A 14960-nucleotide genomic window follows, 5' to 3' on the forward strand; every position below is an offset into this window, starting at 1 on the left:
CTGATCACGCCACGGGGTCCGGCAAACGCCGCAACCCCGTGAGGCTTGAGGCGAAGATCGCCCAGGCCTGCAACGCGAAACCCGCCAGCGCGAGCCACAGGCACGCTGGCTCACCCCACGTAGCACCGACGAAGCCGCCTAGCGCGGCGCCGATCGGTCGCGCGCCTGCGTTTGCCGCGAGAAACACCGACGACACACGGCCCAGCATCGCCGACGGCACCACGCTCTGGCGCAGCGTTGTGGACGTGATCGTCCAGATGATTGGCCCTGCGCCGAACAAGAAGAACGACGCAGCCGCGAGCACGCCTGTCGGCATGAACAGCGTCGCCACCATCACGGCAGCAGCCAGCACCGACATGGCCGGCCCGAACTGGATGGCGCGGCCGAACGGCATTGCGCCGACGATGCGCGTGGCACTCAGCGCGCCGAGCACCATGCCTGCGCCATAGCAAGCCAGCGTGACACCAACGGCCTGCGCGCTCAAGCCCAGCGCACGCACCGCATAGGGCACATAGGCAGCCTGCAACACGAACCACGAGATGTTCCACGCAATGCCCGTGAGCATCATGGGCCGCAGGAACTGCTGGCGCCACACGAATCGCGCGCCATCGCGAATTTCCAGCAGCGGATGTCGCGGCGCCGCAGCGGGCCGCGACGGCTCCACCAGCCGCCACAGCAACGCAACCGCCGCTGCAGACAACACGCTAGCGAGCACGAACGCCGCAGGCGCACCCGCCCATGCAACCAGCGCACCCGCCAGCGCAGGCCCGCCTGCATACGCTGCGCTGCGCGCGAGTTCGAGCCGCCCATTGGCGCGCGCGAACAATTCGCGTGGCACGAGCGCCGGTACGAGAGCTGGCGCAGCCACGCTGAAGCCAACAGTGCCGATCGCGCCGATGAACCCCAAGATCGCCAGACCCGTGATCGACAGCGCGCCCGTCACCACCATCGCGAGCAACGCAAAGAGCGACAGCGCGCGCAGGCATTCTGCCAGCAGCATCAGCTTGCGACGCGGCATGCGGTCTGCCGCCAGCCCGAGTGGTATCGACAGCAACAGGAAGGGCAGTGTCTGCACCGCAGCGAGCGTGCCGATCTCGCCGGGGCCGGCACCCAGCGCCAGCACAGCGACGATGGGCACGGCGGCCAGGCTCAATTGCTCGGCGGACTGTGCGGCGAGGTTCGACCAGGCCAGGGCGATGAAAGGACGCGGAAATTGATTGGTCATCTGGTTCATTGAAAGCAACGCCATGGTGCCTGTACCCGCCGCACCACGCTGGCCATTTTCGGACGCGCCTTTTCGGCCAGCGCTTGCGTCCATCTTCGCCATAATGATTTCGCGCCCGACTCGCCGGGCGACCAGGAGTAGAGACGATGGCTGCAAGAGTGATCTGCCTGTCCCGCGCGCTGAGCGCAGGCGCCGACGAAGTCGCCGCGCTCGTAGGCCAGGAACTGGGCTTTCGCTGCGTCGATGAAGAGATCATTGCGCGCGCCGCCGAACGCCAGAACCTCGACCCGGAAGAAGTCGCCAACGCAGAGCGGCGCAAGTCATTCCTCGCGCGCCTCTTCGAAGACGTCGCGCTCGGTGCAGGCATGGCCGGCTACGGCAGCGGCTACGTGACCGACCCTGGCGTGATGCCGCCGCGCAGCGAGCGTTTGCGCAGCCTCATTCGCGAAGCGATTGTCGAGACAGCGGAGCAGGGCAACGTCGTGATCGTGGCGCATGCCGCCTCATACGCATTGGGCGGGCGCGACGATGTGTTGCGCGTGCTGGTTACCGGCTCACCGCACATCCGCGCCAAACGCCTTGCTGATGCAGGCACACACACGCATGACGCAGCCGCCGAAGAAATCCGCCAGAGCGATGCAGCGCGGGCTGACTACCTCAAGCGCTTCTACGAGGTCGATCGCGAGTCGCCTGAGCACTACGACATCTCGATCTCGACCGATGCGCTCACGCCCGCGCAGGCGGCAGCGGCCATCGTGAGTTTTGCGCGGTCATTGCGCGCGTAGCGCGGCCAGCTGCGCGGGCTGCGGCATGAGAAAGCGCCGCACGGCTCCTACGGTTCCCACGGGGTCTTCCTCCTGGGGCAGATGGCCCAGCTCCTCAAACATCACCAGCTGCGAACCTGCAATTGCTCGCGCGAAACGCTGCGCACATTCGGGCGGCACGACGCGATCTTTGCCGCCCCACAGAATCAATGTCGGAACGTGAATGTCCTTGAGGCGGGCGACGTCACCGGTGTAGCCCTGCTCAATGCGGCGCACAAGCGCCTGACGATTCCCCGCGCGCAAGGCCATGGCCTCATACAGGTCCACCAAAGCCGGCGTGACCCTGGAAGGATCCCCGTAGACATCTTTCAGGCTGCGCTCGACCACGGCCCGCGGCAATGTGTATTGCGACACAAAGCGCAGGACGGGCGTTGCCGCAAGCCGGAAGCCAAGCGGTGTCGTTTGTACCGCCTTGAACGACTCTGGCGCAAACCCACTGGCGTCCACCAGAATCAAGCCGTCCACACGCCCGGGCATTGCCAGTGCCACTGACCATGCAACCTGGCCACCGAGGGAATTGCCGCCAATCACAAAGCGATTCACGGCGAGCTTGTCCATTGCCGCGCGCACGAACACGACGTAGGCCTCAGCCGAGTAATCGTTGGCGGCGCTGGGCCCCGTGAGCCCGAACCCCGGCAAGTCGATGCGGATGACGCGGCGGTTCGTACCAAGCGCTTCGACCCAACCCTGCCACGTGTGCAAGCTGGCTGACGTGCCGTGGAGCAGAACAATGGGCGATGGGTCATCGCGCTGGCCTTCATCGCGCAGGTGCACTTGCAGGCCATTGACATCCATGAACTGGGACGGCGCCTGTGCCCATCGCGCCTTAAGCTCGTCCAGCGGCCGGTCAGGCGTCCAGGCCATCCAACAGATCGCTCCCAGCAAAAGCAGCAGGGCAGCGGCAGCCAAAAGCCGATGTATGGGTCGCGTCATGCTTGAGCCCCGCCCTCAGCACGCCCAACGATCAGGTCATTGAGCGCAAGGCGGTGCGAGCGGCTCTCGCAAAGGGTGGAGCGCGGCCGGCCAAGGCGGCCCATGAACACAAGCGTTTCGACCGGAGCGCCTGTGACCTCTTGCACTCGCTCGCCAAGCCGGGCCGCCTTTCCAATCAGACTGCGCGATCGAGTAAACGGCGTGCCCGCGCGCCCGTAGGTGGCGAATGCCAGCGGGGCAACACTGGGCTGCATGGCGAGCCCCAGACTCGTGGCGGTCAACCAGAAGCGCTGAATGCGCTCACCAGCGCGCAGCAATTCTTCGATCGAAGGCGTGGTCGTAGCACCGCTGCGCCGGCCAATGGTGAAGTGGCCTGCACACGAGAGCCCCGGCACCATATCGAGTTCGAGCTGAGCCAGACCAGTGCCGCCACCAAAACGGTTCATGAAATCGACTCGCGACCAGGACGCCATGGCCCAACGCATGATCGTGGCAGTCACTTTGTTGACGCCAATGGCGGTGCTCGGCATGCCATACAGGCTGAACCGGCGCTCCCAGTCAATGACCCGGCGATGCACTTCGTACGCCTCAGGAGCACGCAGGCGGATGTCGGTTGCTCGTGCGCCAAGCCGGGCAACAGCCCAGCGGCCCTGCCAGCTTTCGAAGAAGGTGAGCTTGAGCTCGGGCCCCAGTGCTTGCTCCAACGCTGCTTTATGGCGCTCGTTCAGCGCGTCGCGACGATAGGGCGTTCGGTCCACCGACCTGACTTTGAGGAACCCCAGCAAGGGGTCCGCACGCACAGAAGCATCCTGCGGCAAATGCACATCGAGTTCAAGCTGTAGCGGGCCTGCGCCGCCGGTCTGCGCACGTGTGCAGCTCCAGGTCATGCCCCGCCCAAACGCACTTGCAGCAATCCTCAGCGATTCCAGCAGAAAGCCTGCGCCAAGCACGACAGCCTGGCCGTTGTTGTATTCGTAGATGTTGCCCACCTCTGACTCAATGAGCACCGTGACCCGGTCATCGCTCTCGATGCGGAAACGCCATGGTTGGCTGTTGTCTCCGCTCGGCGCCCACCTGGCCAGAGCGAGGATGGCCTCGATTTCCGAATGCGTGGACACAGCTCGATCTGAACTTCCCCGCACTGCCTCGCGAGGCAGCGCACGCATGGCAGACAGGCCGATCATCTGGCGTAGCCTTTGAAGTGGATTGCGCGCCCCGCCGCGCAGCTTGCCCTTCACCCAGGCCCCTCGGTATGCGTCAAACTGGTGATACCAGGGCGCTGCGTGGACACCACCGCGCCCCAGAAGGATTCGCAGCACCTCAACGCCAATCACACCCGCACACATCTGGCACGCCATGCCGGTGGAAGGGGTGCGCTTGCCCACAAGATCAACGCGGCTGCGGTCAGCGAGATACGTGCGATGCAGCCCCTTAGGTGCGAGACCCACGAGGAAGTTGACGTACTGCTGCTCGATGGGCCGCCCGTTCAGGCCGAAATATTGCTCGAACGTCATACCCCCAGGCATGAAGACAAGATAGGCCGCGCCCATCCCGATTGGCGCAGCCGTCACAGCGGGAATGCCGAGTTCCGCGCAGCGGGCAAACACCCGGGCACGCATGTCAAGCACGAAGAAGTCGAACCCATCGACAAAGAGATCCACGCCGTCGAGGAACTCGTCGATGTTTTCCTGCGTGACGCCTTGCTCGAAGCGTCGAATCTGCGCGGTGGGGTTGATGTCAAGCGCCATGTCGGCCATGACCTCCACCTTCGGTCGGCCCTGCGACGATGTACTCGCACCAGCTTGCCTGTTGGTATTGACGGTATCAAACACGTCCATGTCGGCGACGTGAAACTTGCCAATGCCCAGCCGCGTGAGCGCAAGCAAATGCGCCCCGCCAACGCCGCCCATGCCCGCGATGGCCACGCGCTTCGATCGCAGCATCTGCTGCTCCCACTCGGTGACCCATCCGAGGTTGCGGCTGAACGCTTCGTCATAGTCAAAGCCTGTGGCGCGCGAGACCGCCAGCGCTTCAACGGGTGGATTGCGGCTCATGCGCCGGCACTCGCAGCGACGCTGCTGGGCGACCGCAAGGCACCACCTGTGGACTCGCCGGGCACCAGCGGGTTGGGCCAAATCCTCCCGTGGTCCGTCAGGAACTCCCACACGTCGGGCCGCTGAGCCTGCACGCCACTTAGCAAAGTGGTGATATCTGCCCAACAAGGCTGCCGCAGCCCGTGGTGTTCGACAAGCCCGCCCAACCGATTGAAGTGGACGCCGAAGCGCGACAAATGACGCAGCAGGGCTGGCTCCATCACCGCAACGACATGGGTCATACCTTCCTGCGCGGGCATTTCTATCGAGGCTCTGATAAGTGCGAGCGGCAGGCAAAGAAGCGTCGTGCGCCATTCCTCTGGCGACAGGTCAGCCTCCGGCCCCTGGGTCGGCGTGTGGTGCCGAATACTCTTGACGACCGCAAAGCGCGAGACCTCACAGGTGGTCTCAATTGGGAACGGCACAGCCTCACCGCGCCCCAGCGATGGCACCAGCGTCTCGATCGGAAGCAGGCGGCGGCGCCCCCCGCCTTGTGGCAACACAATGCGCACGGTGCCAATCGGGTTGCCCGTCGAACGGTGAGTCAGCACCGAATGAACAGCATGCTCGTCGTAGGTGTCCGTTTCAAACCCGTCGGCGTGCTCGGTGGGATCTTCGAAGTGGTTGTCAACGCAGTAAGCCTGGAACCGCACCCGATGACACGCCAGGCGCTGGCGCAAGCCGCGCGCCACCGAGCAATCGAAGACGTCGTCGAAGTGTTCGAGACCCGTACTCGCCGTAGGCAAAGGATTCGAGGGAAGAACGCCCGCAACATTTGTGTGAGCTCGCGCTTGCGCCAGTATCAAGTCCGTGTGAGTCATTGCCTGCTCCTGTGTTACGAGGGTGGGTAACTCAGCCATGCAAGCTGTTGCGGCCAGTCAAAGTCGCGAGACGTTCATCTGGAGGCGAGTTAAGACTATTCACTACTGCGTCTATTCATTGCTACGTCTATTCACTACGACGCCCGCAGCCGGGCTTTATGAACGCCGCGATGACATCGCCGGGTCTTCGTAGCATCATCCGAAGCCTTGTTCCAACCGAGGAGACATCCATGAAGACAACCTTGCTCGCAGCGGCGCTCACCGGCGCCGTCACGCTCGCCCATTCCGCCGGCTTCACGCTCGAGAGCCCGGACATCAAAGCCAATTCGATGATCGACAAGAAGTTCGAAGCGAACGTGTTCGGCTGCACCGGCGAGAACAAGTCGCCGGCCCTGAAGTGGAGCGGCGCGCCGAAAGACACGAAGAGTTTTGCCGTCACGGTGTACGACCCTGACGCGCCTACCGGTTCAGGCTTCTGGCACTGGTTCGTCTACAACATCCCGGCCAGCGTGACGGAGCTGCCCGCCAATGCGGGCGCTGCCGGAGGCGCGAACTTGCCCAAGGGTGCCAGCCAGAACCGCATCGACTATGGCTTCGCAGCGTGGGGCGGCCCGTGCCCGCCACAAGGCGACAAGCCGCACCGCTACATCTTCACCGTGCACGCGCTCAAGACCGACAAGCTCGATCTCGGCGCCGACACGACAGCCGCCGTCGCTGGCTTCATGACGAACGCCAACACCATCGGCAAGGCGAGTTTCACGGCGAAGTACGGGCGGGCGAAGTAAGTCTGTCTTCATCGTCGGGGGCGGCAAATCGGTGTGCGTGTTTGTTGTGCTCTCGTTTGCCGGGGGTAGCAAATCCGCGTGCGGGTGGGCTATGTCGCGCGGACGTGGCGTCCTTTCGGGCGCGCTGTCGCGCTCCCTTCAGGCAAACCTGCGCTGGCCGGGCTTGCGGCGCTGCGGCATAACTCGCTGCGCCTAAAGGCTCCACTCGGACAGACGCCGCAAGTCAGAGTACGTCCCGCGTGGCTCGATCTGCTTGCTCGCGCAAGCACTCGTAGCCACGCTGCGCCACAAGCCCGACCATCGCAGGCACCACGCCCTGATTGCGCGCCACAGCCCACCCGCCCACGGCTTTGCAGAACAGAGCGGTTGTCGATCAACGCGTGGATGCACGGCCGCTCTGATCACGGTGCACTCTCGTGTCGAACAACTGGTTGATCGTCCACCGCTGCGTCCACGTCACGTCAGGTGGTGCGCGGTGTTGGCCCGCAATCAGGGGCGGTGGCTGGCAGGCGGGTTGCGGCGGCGCAGCGGGGCTACAAGAAGCGCGCGCCAGCGCGCGAATTGAGTCCCGCGGCACCTTCTGACTCGCGGCGTCTGCCCGAGTGGAGCCTTTAGGCGCAGCGAGTTATGCCGCGGCGTCGCCGCAGCCCGCCTGCCAGAGAAGTCTGTGCGAAGCACAGACCACCGCTCCGCGGGACAGCACCGCGCGCCGCCTGGCGTGACGCACCCCGGACCGATGACAGCCAACCGATTCGCATCCAGCGAAATTGGAATCTGACCCCAATTACGCCAATTACGCGGCGCCGCTTGCCAGCGCTAAGTAGCCAGGCCGCCCTGGCGCGCGAGATGCACCTGGTGCAGCGTGATCTTGCGCACCTCGGCCTGGCTGGTTTCGATGTGGGCGCGCAGCAGCATCGCGGCCTGGTCGCCGCGCTGGCGCTGGATCGATTTCAGGATCTTGCCGTGCTCGTCATACGTCGCATCGATGCGCGCCTGCTTGGTGAAGTCGAGCCGGCGAATGATGCGGATGCGGTCCGTCACGTCGCGATGCACACGCGCCATTTCGGCATTGCCCGCAGCCGCAACGAGCTTGCAGTGGAACTCCTCGTCCCATTGCGAGACCTGCACCATGTCGCCGCTGCGCTCAGCCACGGGCACGAGCCAGATCGCAACCAGCTCTTCGAGCAGCGCGCGGTCCACATGCACGTCGTCTGAACACAGCCGGTGCGCCGCTGTCGTCTCCAGCACCATGCGCAGGTCGTAGAGCTGCTCGAATTTTTCAAAATCGAACGGCAGCACGCGCCAGCCGCTGCGGAACATCACCTCGACAAAACCCTCGTGCTGCAATCGCACCAGTGCCTGCCGGATCGGCGTGCGCGACACACCAAGCCGCTCGCTGATTTCGTTTTCAGTGAAGCGGTCGCCGGGCACGAGCTTGAATTCGGCAATGTCGCGCTTGAGCTGCGCGTACACCTCGTCGGCGCGCGATGAACGCGCCAGCGGTGCGACGGCGGCTGCAGCACTATCGATGACGGCAGCAGCGTTGGGCTTCTTGCGGACAGGTGGGGACACTTCGCTGACTCTATCAGCGCTGCGATGTTGAGTTGCCGTGCAGGGCAGCCAGCAACTGCTCGCTCGTCGCGGTCCAGCCGACGATGGCGCCTTGCGCCCGCATCATCTCCACGGCGCTCGCCTTGAACTGCGGAAAGTAACTCTCGGTGCAATCTTCGAGCAGCAGACTGTCGTAGCCGCGATCGTTGGCCTCGCGCATCGACGTCTGCACGCACACTTCAGTCGTCACGCCCATGAAGAGCAAGTGCGTGATGCCGCGCTGCCGTAGCATCTCGTGCAAGCCCGTCGCATAGAACGCGCCCTTGCCCGGCTTGTCGATCACGACTTCGCCAGCCACGGGCGCCAACGCCTCGATGATCTGGTTGCCCGGCTCGCCCTTGACGAGGATGCGACCCATTGGCCCTGCGTCGCCAATGCGCAGTGTCGGGTTGCCGCGATTCAGCTTGGCGGGCGGGCAGTCGGACAGGTCGGCGTCATGCGCCTCGCGCGTGTGCACGACGAGGCCGCCCGCTTGTCGCCATGCGGCCAGCGTTCGCTGGCAGGCCGGCACGATCGCCGCGAGCAGCGACACATCGTTGCCCAGCGTCTCGCCAAACCCGCCGGGTTCGATGAAGTCGCGTTGCATGTCGATGATCACCAGCGCCGTCTTGGCGACATCGAAGGTGAACGCGAATGGATTCGCGTCAATCGACTTCAAGGTGGTGCTTGTCATGCGTGGCCTCCGCCCATGTGCGCGCCGATCTCATGGCGCTGCGCGTTGGCCGCGCTGGTCTCGAACACCACGCGGCCTTCACTCATCACGACAATGCGGTCGGCGAGTTCGAGCAGTTCATCGAGGTCTTCGCTGATCAACAGCACCGCGCCGCCGCGCTCGCGCACACCGACGATGCGTTCGTGAATCTCTTTCACCGCCGCGAAGTCGAGACCGAACACCGGGTTCGCTGCCACGAGCACATTGATGTCGCCCGCGAGTTCACGCGCGAGCACCGCGCGTTGCACATTGCCACCAGACAGCGAGCGGATCGGCGCGTCCTCGCCCTGCGTCTTGATCCCGTAGGCCTTGATCCATTCGCGCGCCCGCTCGCGCCACAGACCAAAGCGCAAACGCCCGCCCGCGCACAGCGGCGGCAAATCGAAGTCGCGCAGCGCCATGTTTTGCGCGACGGACAAGTCGCCGACGCACGCATTGCGCAGCGGCTCTTCCGGCAGGCTGCGCACCTTCAGCCGGTGGTTGTCTTGCCGACGCGCCGCATAGGGCTCACCCATTACGGTGACGCTGCCGCCTTGCCGCTCACGCTGGCCAACCAGCGCTTCGACCAGTTCGCGCTGGCCGTTGCCCGACACACCCGCGATGCCGAGAATTTCCCCAGGTGCCACTGTCATCGTGAGATCGCGCACAGCCAGCGTGCCGCGGTCACCCATCACATTGAGGCTCGTGATGGCCAGCGAGTTTGCTCCCTCGCCCCTCGGGGCAGAGGGCTGGGGTGAGGGGCTGTCCCCGCGCTCCACCCCCTCTTTCGCCCCCTGATTCGCTGCCTCCTTCGCCCCCTCCTTCGCTGCCGTCGCATCCCCCACCATCGCCTCCGCGAGCAATGCCGGATTCGTCTGCGCCACCGATGTGTGATGCACCGCCTTGCCACGACGCAGCACTGTCACGTCGTCCGCATAGGCCATTACTTCGCGAAACTTGTGCGTGATGATCAGCACCGTGCATTGCCCGCTGCGCGCGAATTCACGCACATGGCCCAGCACTTCATCGGCCTCCTGCGGCGTCAACACTGACGTGGGCTCATCCAGGATCAACAGGCGCGGCTTGAGGTACAGCTGCTTGAGCAACTCCAGCTTCTGCTTTTCACCCGCGGCCAGTTCAGCGGGACGCGCGTCAAGGTCCAGGCGAAACGGCGTCGATGAAAGAAAACTTTCAAGATCGGCGCGCTGCTTTTTCCAGTCGATCAGCGCAGGCGTCTTGCCGCCTGCGAGCAGCAGGTTCTCCGCGACTGTCATGCCCGGTGCGAGCGTGAAGTGCTGGTACACCATGCCGATGCCAAGCATGCGCGCCACCACGGGGTTGGCGATGTCATGCTCGCGCCCATCGGTGATCACGCTGCCTTCTTCCGGCCGGTGAAAGCCGGCAACGCATTTGACGAGGGTGCTCTTGCCGGCGCCGTTCTCGCCGAGCAGTGCGTGCACAGTGCCCGCCGCCACTTTCATGGTCACGTGATCGAGCGCGGTGAAGGCGCCGAAGCGCTTCGTCAGCTCGTAGGTCTCCAGCGCCATTGCGCCGGTCGGTGCGGGCATCGGGTCGATAAGCGTTGCGGTCATGGTGTGACTTTCATCGCTATGACTCAATCGCATCCAGCACGGCCTGCGAAGTCGTGTGCGCGCCGAACACACCGCCCTGCATCGTGATCATCTTCAGCGCCGCTTCGTGATTGCCTTTGTCCGTGGCCGCCGTGCAGTCGGAAAGCAGCACGCATTCAAAGCCGCGATCATTCGCCTCACGCATAGTCGTGTGCACACACACATCGGTCGTGATGCCTGTGAGCACGAGGTTGACGATGCCGCGTGTTCGCAAAATCAATTCAAGATCGGTCGCGCAGAACGACCCTTTGCCCGGCTTGTCGATCACCACTTCGCCTGCCAGCGGCGCGAGGTCCGGAATGATTTCCCAGCCGGGTTCACCGCGCACCAGGATGCGGCCGCACGGCCCATCGTCGCCGATGCCGGCGCCGAGTTGCCGCGAGCGCCAGCGTTTGTTGGCAGGCAAGTCAGACAGGTCAGGCCGGTGGCCTTCGCGCGTGTGGATGATCGTGTAGCCCGCCTTGCGCATCGCGGCCATCAGCTTTTTGAGTGGCTCGATCGGTGCGCGTGTGAGCGAGATGTCGTAGCCCATCTTGTCCACATAGCCGCCCACGCCGCAGAAGTCCGTCTGCATGTCGATGACGATGAGCGCCGTGTTCGACGGCTTCAAGTCGCCGTTGTAGGGCCACGCGTAAGGGTTGGCTTGGACGAAGCGCTCCATGGTTTGCTCCTAGCCCATCGAAGAGAGTTCGCCGGGGCTGCCCACTGCAGCGCTGCCCGGCTTGCAGGTGATGACAAGAATCACCAGCGTGAGCACATACGGCACGATGTTGAACAGGTGGTAGCCCCAGCCCACGCCCACCGATTGCAGCGCGGGGCCGATAGCGCCCGCGCCGCCGAACATCATGGCCGCCCCCACGCACCGCAGCGGACTCCATCGCGCGAAGATGACGAGCGCCACCGCGATGAGGCCTTGGCCGCTGGAGATGCCCTCGTTCCAGCTGCCCGGATAAAACAGTGTGAGCGACGCACCACCCAGCCCCGCAATCATTCCGCCCGCCGCCGTCGATGCAATGCGGATGCCATTGACCGAATAGCCCAGCGCGCGCGTCGCATTGGCCGAGTCACCCGCCATGCGCACGAGCAAACCCGCACGCGTGTTCGCGAATGCCCACCACAGGAACACAGCAAGCGCGAGACCGATTGGCACGAGCGCGTTGACTTGCAGCGCCGAGCGCACAGCCGCTGAATCACTCCAGTTGCCCAGCGCAATCGCGGGCAGCTGCGGTGCCTGCGGCTGTATCAGCGGCTTGCCGAGATAAAACGCGAGGCCCATGCCCAGCAGCATCAACGCGATGCCCGTTGCCACATCGTTCACACGCGGCAGCGAGCACAGCACGCCATGCAGCAGCCCCAGCAAGCCACCCGTTGCCGCAGCCACCAGCACGCCGATCCACACCGAGCCGCTGAGGTACGAAGCGCCAAACGCCGACATCGCCGAGAACACCAGCACGCCTTCCAGCCCGAGGTTGATGCGTCCCGATTTTTCAGTGAGGCATTCACCCAGGCTCACGAAGAGAAACGGCGCGCCGACACGCAACGCACCGCCGACAATGCCCGCCAGAAAAATAACAATCGCTTCAGTCATGACCGGACCTCCTCCCTCCCCCTCTGGGGGAGGGCCGGGGTGGGGGCAGGGGCAGGCGCAGGCGCGGGTTTCGCACCCTGCACAACCTTCTCCCAAACCCCCTTCCACTCCACCCCCCGCAACGCCTCACTCGCCAGAATCAGCACAAACGCAATCCCCTGCAACAGCAACACCGACGCATCAGGCAGCCCCAGCCTTCGCTGCAGCAAACTGCCCGCCGCACCGAAGCCGCCAAACAGAATCGCCACCGGAATCACCGCCAGCGGCTGCTGCCGCGCGATGAACGCGACCAGAATGCCCGCGTATCCGTACCCCGCAATCAACGAGGCATTCGCGCTCGTGTGCACAGCGGCCACTTCAACCGCGCCCGCCAGCCCCGCAAAGCCACCGCCCACCGCACATGCGAGCAGCACGAGCCGTGAAGCAGGCAAGCCCACCAGCTGCGCCGCGCGCAAGTTGCCGCCCACCACTCGCACCGAGAAACCCGATGGCGTCCAGCGCAGCCACAGGGCAGACAGCACACACGCGATCACGCCCAGCACAAAGCCCCAGTGCACGTCCGAGCCGCCGATGCCCGCAATCGCCAGGCCTTCAGCCAGTGAATGCGTCGAAGGTTTGTTCAAGCTCGACGGGTCGCGCAGCGGCCCTTCGACGATGTGCTTGAACAGCCCAATCGCCACATACGCGAGCAGCAAACTGCTGATGGTTTCGTTGATGCCGCGAAACTGCCGCAGCCACCCCGCCAGCGCGATCCACAGCGCACCGGCCAGCGTGCCCGCGATACACACCATCACTGTGCCCACCATGTTGGCGGGCAGCGGCACGAGCTGCACCAATGCCGCGCAAGCAACGCCGCCCAGCACGAGCGCGCCCTCGCCACCGATGATCACCAGCCCCGCCCTTGCAGGCACGGCCACGCACAACGCCGTCAACATCAACGGCGCGGCGCGCTGCAGCGTGTTCTGCCATGAGTACCAGTCGCCGAACGCGCCCTTGAACAACAACACCCACACTTCCACCGGGCTCACGCCGGCGAACCAGACGATCACGCCGAAGACGAGCAGCGCCGCAGCAATGGCCGCTGCGGGCAGCAGGAAGTTGGCGATGTTGTTGCGCATGCGCGTTGGGCAGCTGCTTCAGGCCAACCGGGCTAGGACGCCGAGCCGATCACACCTTCGACCAGGTAGTTCATCTTCTCCAGCTCCAGGTCCGTCTGCTTCATCGACTTGCCTGCAGCAATCACGGTCGCGCCCTTGTTGTCCTTGAGCGGTCCCTTGAAGATGTCGAACTTGTCCGCGACCATCTGCGCCTTCACGCCATCAGCAGCTTTCTTCGCTGCGTCCGGCACCATGGAGCCGTAGGCAGACATCTTCACGTAGCCGTCTTTCAGGCCGCCGCGAATGAAGTTCGGGTGCGGCTTGCCGCTGCGTGCTGCTTCGATGAAGGTGGTGTAGGCCGTGAGCCAGTTCCACTCGGCACCGGTGAGGTACGCCTGTGGCGCGAGCTTGGCCTGGCTGGCGTGATAGCCGCACACCATCTTGCCGCGCTTGGCCGCCGTCTCGACGATGACCTTGGGGCCATCGACGTGCATCGTGAACACATCAACGCCCTGGTCGGCGAGGCTGTTCGTTGCTTCCGCTTCCTTCACGGGCATCGACCAGTCGCCGGTGAAGATCACGCTGGTGGTGATGCCGGGCTTGACCGAGCGTGCACCCATCGCAAACGCATTGATGTTGCGCAGCACCTGCGGAATGGGCTTGGCCGCAATGAAGCCGAGCTTGTTGCTCTTGGTCATGTGGCCCGCGATCACGCCGTTGAGGTATTGGCACTCGTCGATGTAGCCGAAGTAGCTGGCGGCGTTTTTCGGGTGCTTGCCGTCCGTCCACATGCCGCCGCAATGCGCAAAGCGCGCATTCGGGAATTTCGCGGCCATCGCAAGCATGTGCGGGTCGAAGTAGCCGAATGATGTGGCGAAGACGAGCGATGCGCCGTCCTGCGCGATCATGCCGGTCATCGTCTTTTGCACGGCGGCCGTCTCAGGCACGTTCTCTTCTTCGACGACCTTGATGCCAGGCATCTTCTTCACGGCTGCGGCTGCTTCAGCCTGCGCCTGGTTGTAGCCGTAGTCGTCGCGCGGGCCGACGTAGATCACGCCAACGGTGATCGGCCTTTGCGCGAACGCGAGTTGGCTGAACCCGCCCAACGTGCCGGCAGCGCCGAGGGCGGCCAGCGTCTTGAGGGACTCGCGGCGATTGGGTTGCTTGATGCTCATGGGAACGCTCCGGTTGAAAGTTGAGGGAGGTACAGCGTTGGGGAAGGGAAAGCAGGATTCATGCGAGCAAACTCAAATCACAGGAGACGTCAGCAAGCTGACGGCACAGCAGACGTCAGCAAGCTGACGTGGGCCGCCACCACGCGCCAGCCTTGCGGCGTGCGCATCCAGGTCTGGCTTTGGCGTCCGGGCTGGGTGGCACTTGCGCGCTGGAACTCGACATTCGCCGTGGCGAAGTCATGGCCGTAAGTGGTGATCACGGTCTTGAGCAACTCGCGCTGCAGTCCTTGCGAAGCGCGCGCAGCCCGGAAGGCGCAGATCGCGTCATAGCCATACAGGTTTTCCGTCGCGCCGTAGCGCAAGGTGTGCGGGCTGTTCCAGAACAGTTCGTCCAGCACATCGACGTCGTTGCCCACCAGCGCCCGCTCGTAGCGCTCGAAGGCAGCCGTCACCTCGGCAACGACCTCGGGCAGGTTGATGGCCAGC

General features: G+C 64.4%; 14 protein-coding genes. 2 read left to right on the top strand and 12 right to left on the bottom strand.

What is annotated here, in order from left to right:
• Positions 1 to 4: 4 nt before the first annotated feature.
• A complete protein-coding gene (locus GHT07_RS15240) occupies positions 5 to 1225 on the bottom strand; it encodes an MFS transporter (protein WP_153585956.1) in 1221 nt (406 codons plus the stop codon).
• Between the two features lie 146 nt (positions 1226 to 1371).
• Between GHT07_RS15240 and GHT07_RS15245 the strand changes: the two genes are divergently transcribed.
• Positions 1372 to 2010, top strand: a complete 639-nt coding sequence (locus GHT07_RS15245) for a cytidylate kinase-like family protein (RefSeq protein WP_153585957.1) — start codon at positions 1372 to 1374, stop codon at positions 2008 to 2010.
• Here GHT07_RS15245 and GHT07_RS15250 read toward each other — a convergent pair.
• The 3 genes from GHT07_RS15250 to GHT07_RS15260 all read right to left on the bottom strand — a co-directional run bounded on the left by GHT07_RS15250 (position 1996) and on the right by GHT07_RS15260 (position 5896).
• A complete protein-coding gene (locus GHT07_RS15250) occupies positions 1996 to 2913 on the bottom strand; it encodes an alpha/beta fold hydrolase (protein WP_228488367.1) in 918 nt (305 codons plus the stop codon). The two genes, GHT07_RS15245 and GHT07_RS15250, sit on opposite strands and share 15 nt — an antisense overlap.
• A gap of 65 nt (positions 2914 to 2978) precedes the next feature.
• A complete protein-coding gene (locus GHT07_RS15255) occupies positions 2979 to 5036 on the bottom strand; it encodes a ThiF family adenylyltransferase (protein ID WP_153585959.1) in 2058 nt (685 codons plus the stop codon).
• On the bottom strand, positions 5033 to 5896 hold the full coding sequence (locus tag GHT07_RS15260; protein ID WP_194792952.1) for a PEP-CTERM/exosortase system-associated acyltransferase: 864 nt from the start codon (positions 5894 to 5896) through the stop codon (positions 5033 to 5035). Before GHT07_RS15260 ends, GHT07_RS15255 begins: the two co-directional genes overlap by 4 nt.
• Before the next feature lie 230 nt (positions 5897 to 6126).
• Between GHT07_RS15260 and GHT07_RS15265 the strand changes: the two genes are divergently transcribed.
• Positions 6127 to 6681, top strand: a complete 555-nt coding sequence (locus GHT07_RS15265) for a YbhB/YbcL family Raf kinase inhibitor-like protein (protein ID WP_153585961.1) — start codon at positions 6127 to 6129, stop codon at positions 6679 to 6681.
• 816 nt (positions 6682 to 7497) lie between these two features.
• On the opposite strand, the gene GHT07_RS15270 is transcribed toward GHT07_RS15265, so the two are convergent.
• The 8 genes from GHT07_RS15270 to hpxZ all read right to left on the bottom strand — a co-directional run bounded on the left by GHT07_RS15270 (position 7498) and on the right by hpxZ (position 14959).
• The gene (locus GHT07_RS15270) at positions 7498 to 8211 is read right to left on the bottom strand and encodes a GntR family transcriptional regulator (RefSeq protein ID WP_323740961.1); all 714 of its coding nucleotides are present in this window, start codon (positions 8209 to 8211) and stop codon (positions 7498 to 7500) included.
• A 55-nt stretch (positions 8212 to 8266) separates the two neighbouring features.
• Positions 8267 to 8965, bottom strand: a complete 699-nt coding sequence (locus GHT07_RS15275; protein WP_194792953.1) for a cysteine hydrolase family protein — start codon at positions 8963 to 8965, stop codon at positions 8267 to 8269.
• A complete protein-coding gene (locus tag GHT07_RS15280) occupies positions 8962 to 10575 on the bottom strand; it encodes an ABC transporter ATP-binding protein (protein WP_153585962.1) in 1614 nt (537 codons plus the stop codon). The genes GHT07_RS15275 and GHT07_RS15280 overlap by 4 nt, the downstream gene beginning before the upstream one ends.
• Positions 10576 to 10591: 16 nt before the next feature.
• Positions 10592 to 11275: a biuret amidohydrolase gene (gene biuH / locus GHT07_RS15285; protein ID WP_153585963.1), complete on the bottom strand. Its 684-nt coding sequence runs from the start codon at positions 11273 to 11275 to the stop codon at positions 10592 to 10594.
• A 9-nt stretch (positions 11276 to 11284) separates the two neighbouring features.
• On the bottom strand, positions 11285 to 12202 hold the full coding sequence (locus GHT07_RS15290; protein WP_153585964.1) for an ABC transporter permease: 918 nt from the start codon (positions 12200 to 12202) through the stop codon (positions 11285 to 11287).
• Positions 12199 to 13320 (bottom strand): ABC transporter permease, encoded by a 1122-nt coding sequence (locus GHT07_RS15295; RefSeq protein WP_153585965.1) that lies wholly within the window; start codon positions 13318 to 13320, stop codon positions 12199 to 12201. Before GHT07_RS15295 ends, GHT07_RS15290 begins: the two co-directional genes overlap by 4 nt.
• Positions 13321 to 13352: 32 nt before the next feature.
• Positions 13353 to 14474 (bottom strand): BMP family ABC transporter substrate-binding protein, encoded by a 1122-nt coding sequence (locus tag GHT07_RS15300; protein ID WP_153585966.1) that lies wholly within the window; start codon positions 14472 to 14474, stop codon positions 13353 to 13355.
• A gap of 89 nt (positions 14475 to 14563) precedes the next feature.
• Entirely contained in the window at positions 14564 to 14959 is a 396-nt protein-coding gene (gene hpxZ / locus GHT07_RS15305) for an oxalurate catabolism protein HpxZ (RefSeq protein ID WP_153585994.1), read from the bottom strand.
• Between the last annotated feature and the right edge of the window lies 1 nt (position 14960).

Source organism: Caenimonas koreensis DSM 17982, assembly GCF_009646335.1.
Taxonomy (GTDB): domain Bacteria; phylum Pseudomonadota; class Gammaproteobacteria; order Burkholderiales; family Burkholderiaceae_C; genus Ramlibacter; species Ramlibacter koreensis.

Excerpts from the sequence above, each read along its gene's own strand:
- GHT07_RS15260 (WP_194792952.1), bottom strand. The coding sequence starts at position 5,896 with ATGACTCACACGGACTTGATACTGGCGCAAGCGCGAGCTCACACAAAT.
- GHT07_RS15295 (WP_153585965.1), bottom strand. The coding sequence starts at position 13,320 with ATGCGCAACAACATCGCCAACTTCCTGCTGCCCGCAGCGGCCATTGCT.
- GHT07_RS15280 (WP_153585962.1), bottom strand. The coding sequence starts at position 10,575 with ATGACCGCAACGCTTATCGACCCGATGCCCGCACCGACCGGCGCAATG.
- GHT07_RS15300 (WP_153585966.1), bottom strand. The coding sequence starts at position 14,474 with ATGAGCATCAAGCAACCCAATCGCCGCGAGTCCCTCAAGACGCTGGCC.
- GHT07_RS15275 (WP_194792953.1), bottom strand. The coding sequence starts at position 8,965 with ATGACAAGCACCACCTTGAAGTCGATTGACGCGAATCCATTCGCGTTC.
- GHT07_RS15245 (WP_153585957.1), top strand. The coding sequence starts at position 1,372 with ATGGCTGCAAGAGTGATCTGCCTGTCCCGCGCGCTGAGCGCAGGCGCC.
- GHT07_RS15265 (WP_153585961.1), top strand. The coding sequence starts at position 6,127 with ATGAAGACAACCTTGCTCGCAGCGGCGCTCACCGGCGCCGTCACGCTC.
- biuH (WP_153585963.1), bottom strand. The coding sequence starts at position 11,275 with ATGGAGCGCTTCGTCCAAGCCAACCCTTACGCGTGGCCCTACAACGGC.
- GHT07_RS15255 (WP_153585959.1), bottom strand. The coding sequence starts at position 5,036 with ATGAGCCGCAATCCACCCGTTGAAGCGCTGGCGGTCTCGCGCGCCACA.
- GHT07_RS15250 (WP_228488367.1), bottom strand. The coding sequence starts at position 2,913 with ATGGCCTGGACGCCTGACCGGCCGCTGGACGAGCTTAAGGCGCGATGG.
- GHT07_RS15240 (WP_153585956.1), bottom strand. The coding sequence starts at position 1,225 with ATGACCAATCAATTTCCGCGTCCTTTCATCGCCCTGGCCTGGTCGAAC.
- GHT07_RS15290 (WP_153585964.1), bottom strand. The coding sequence starts at position 12,202 with ATGACTGAAGCGATTGTTATTTTTCTGGCGGGCATTGTCGGCGGTGCG.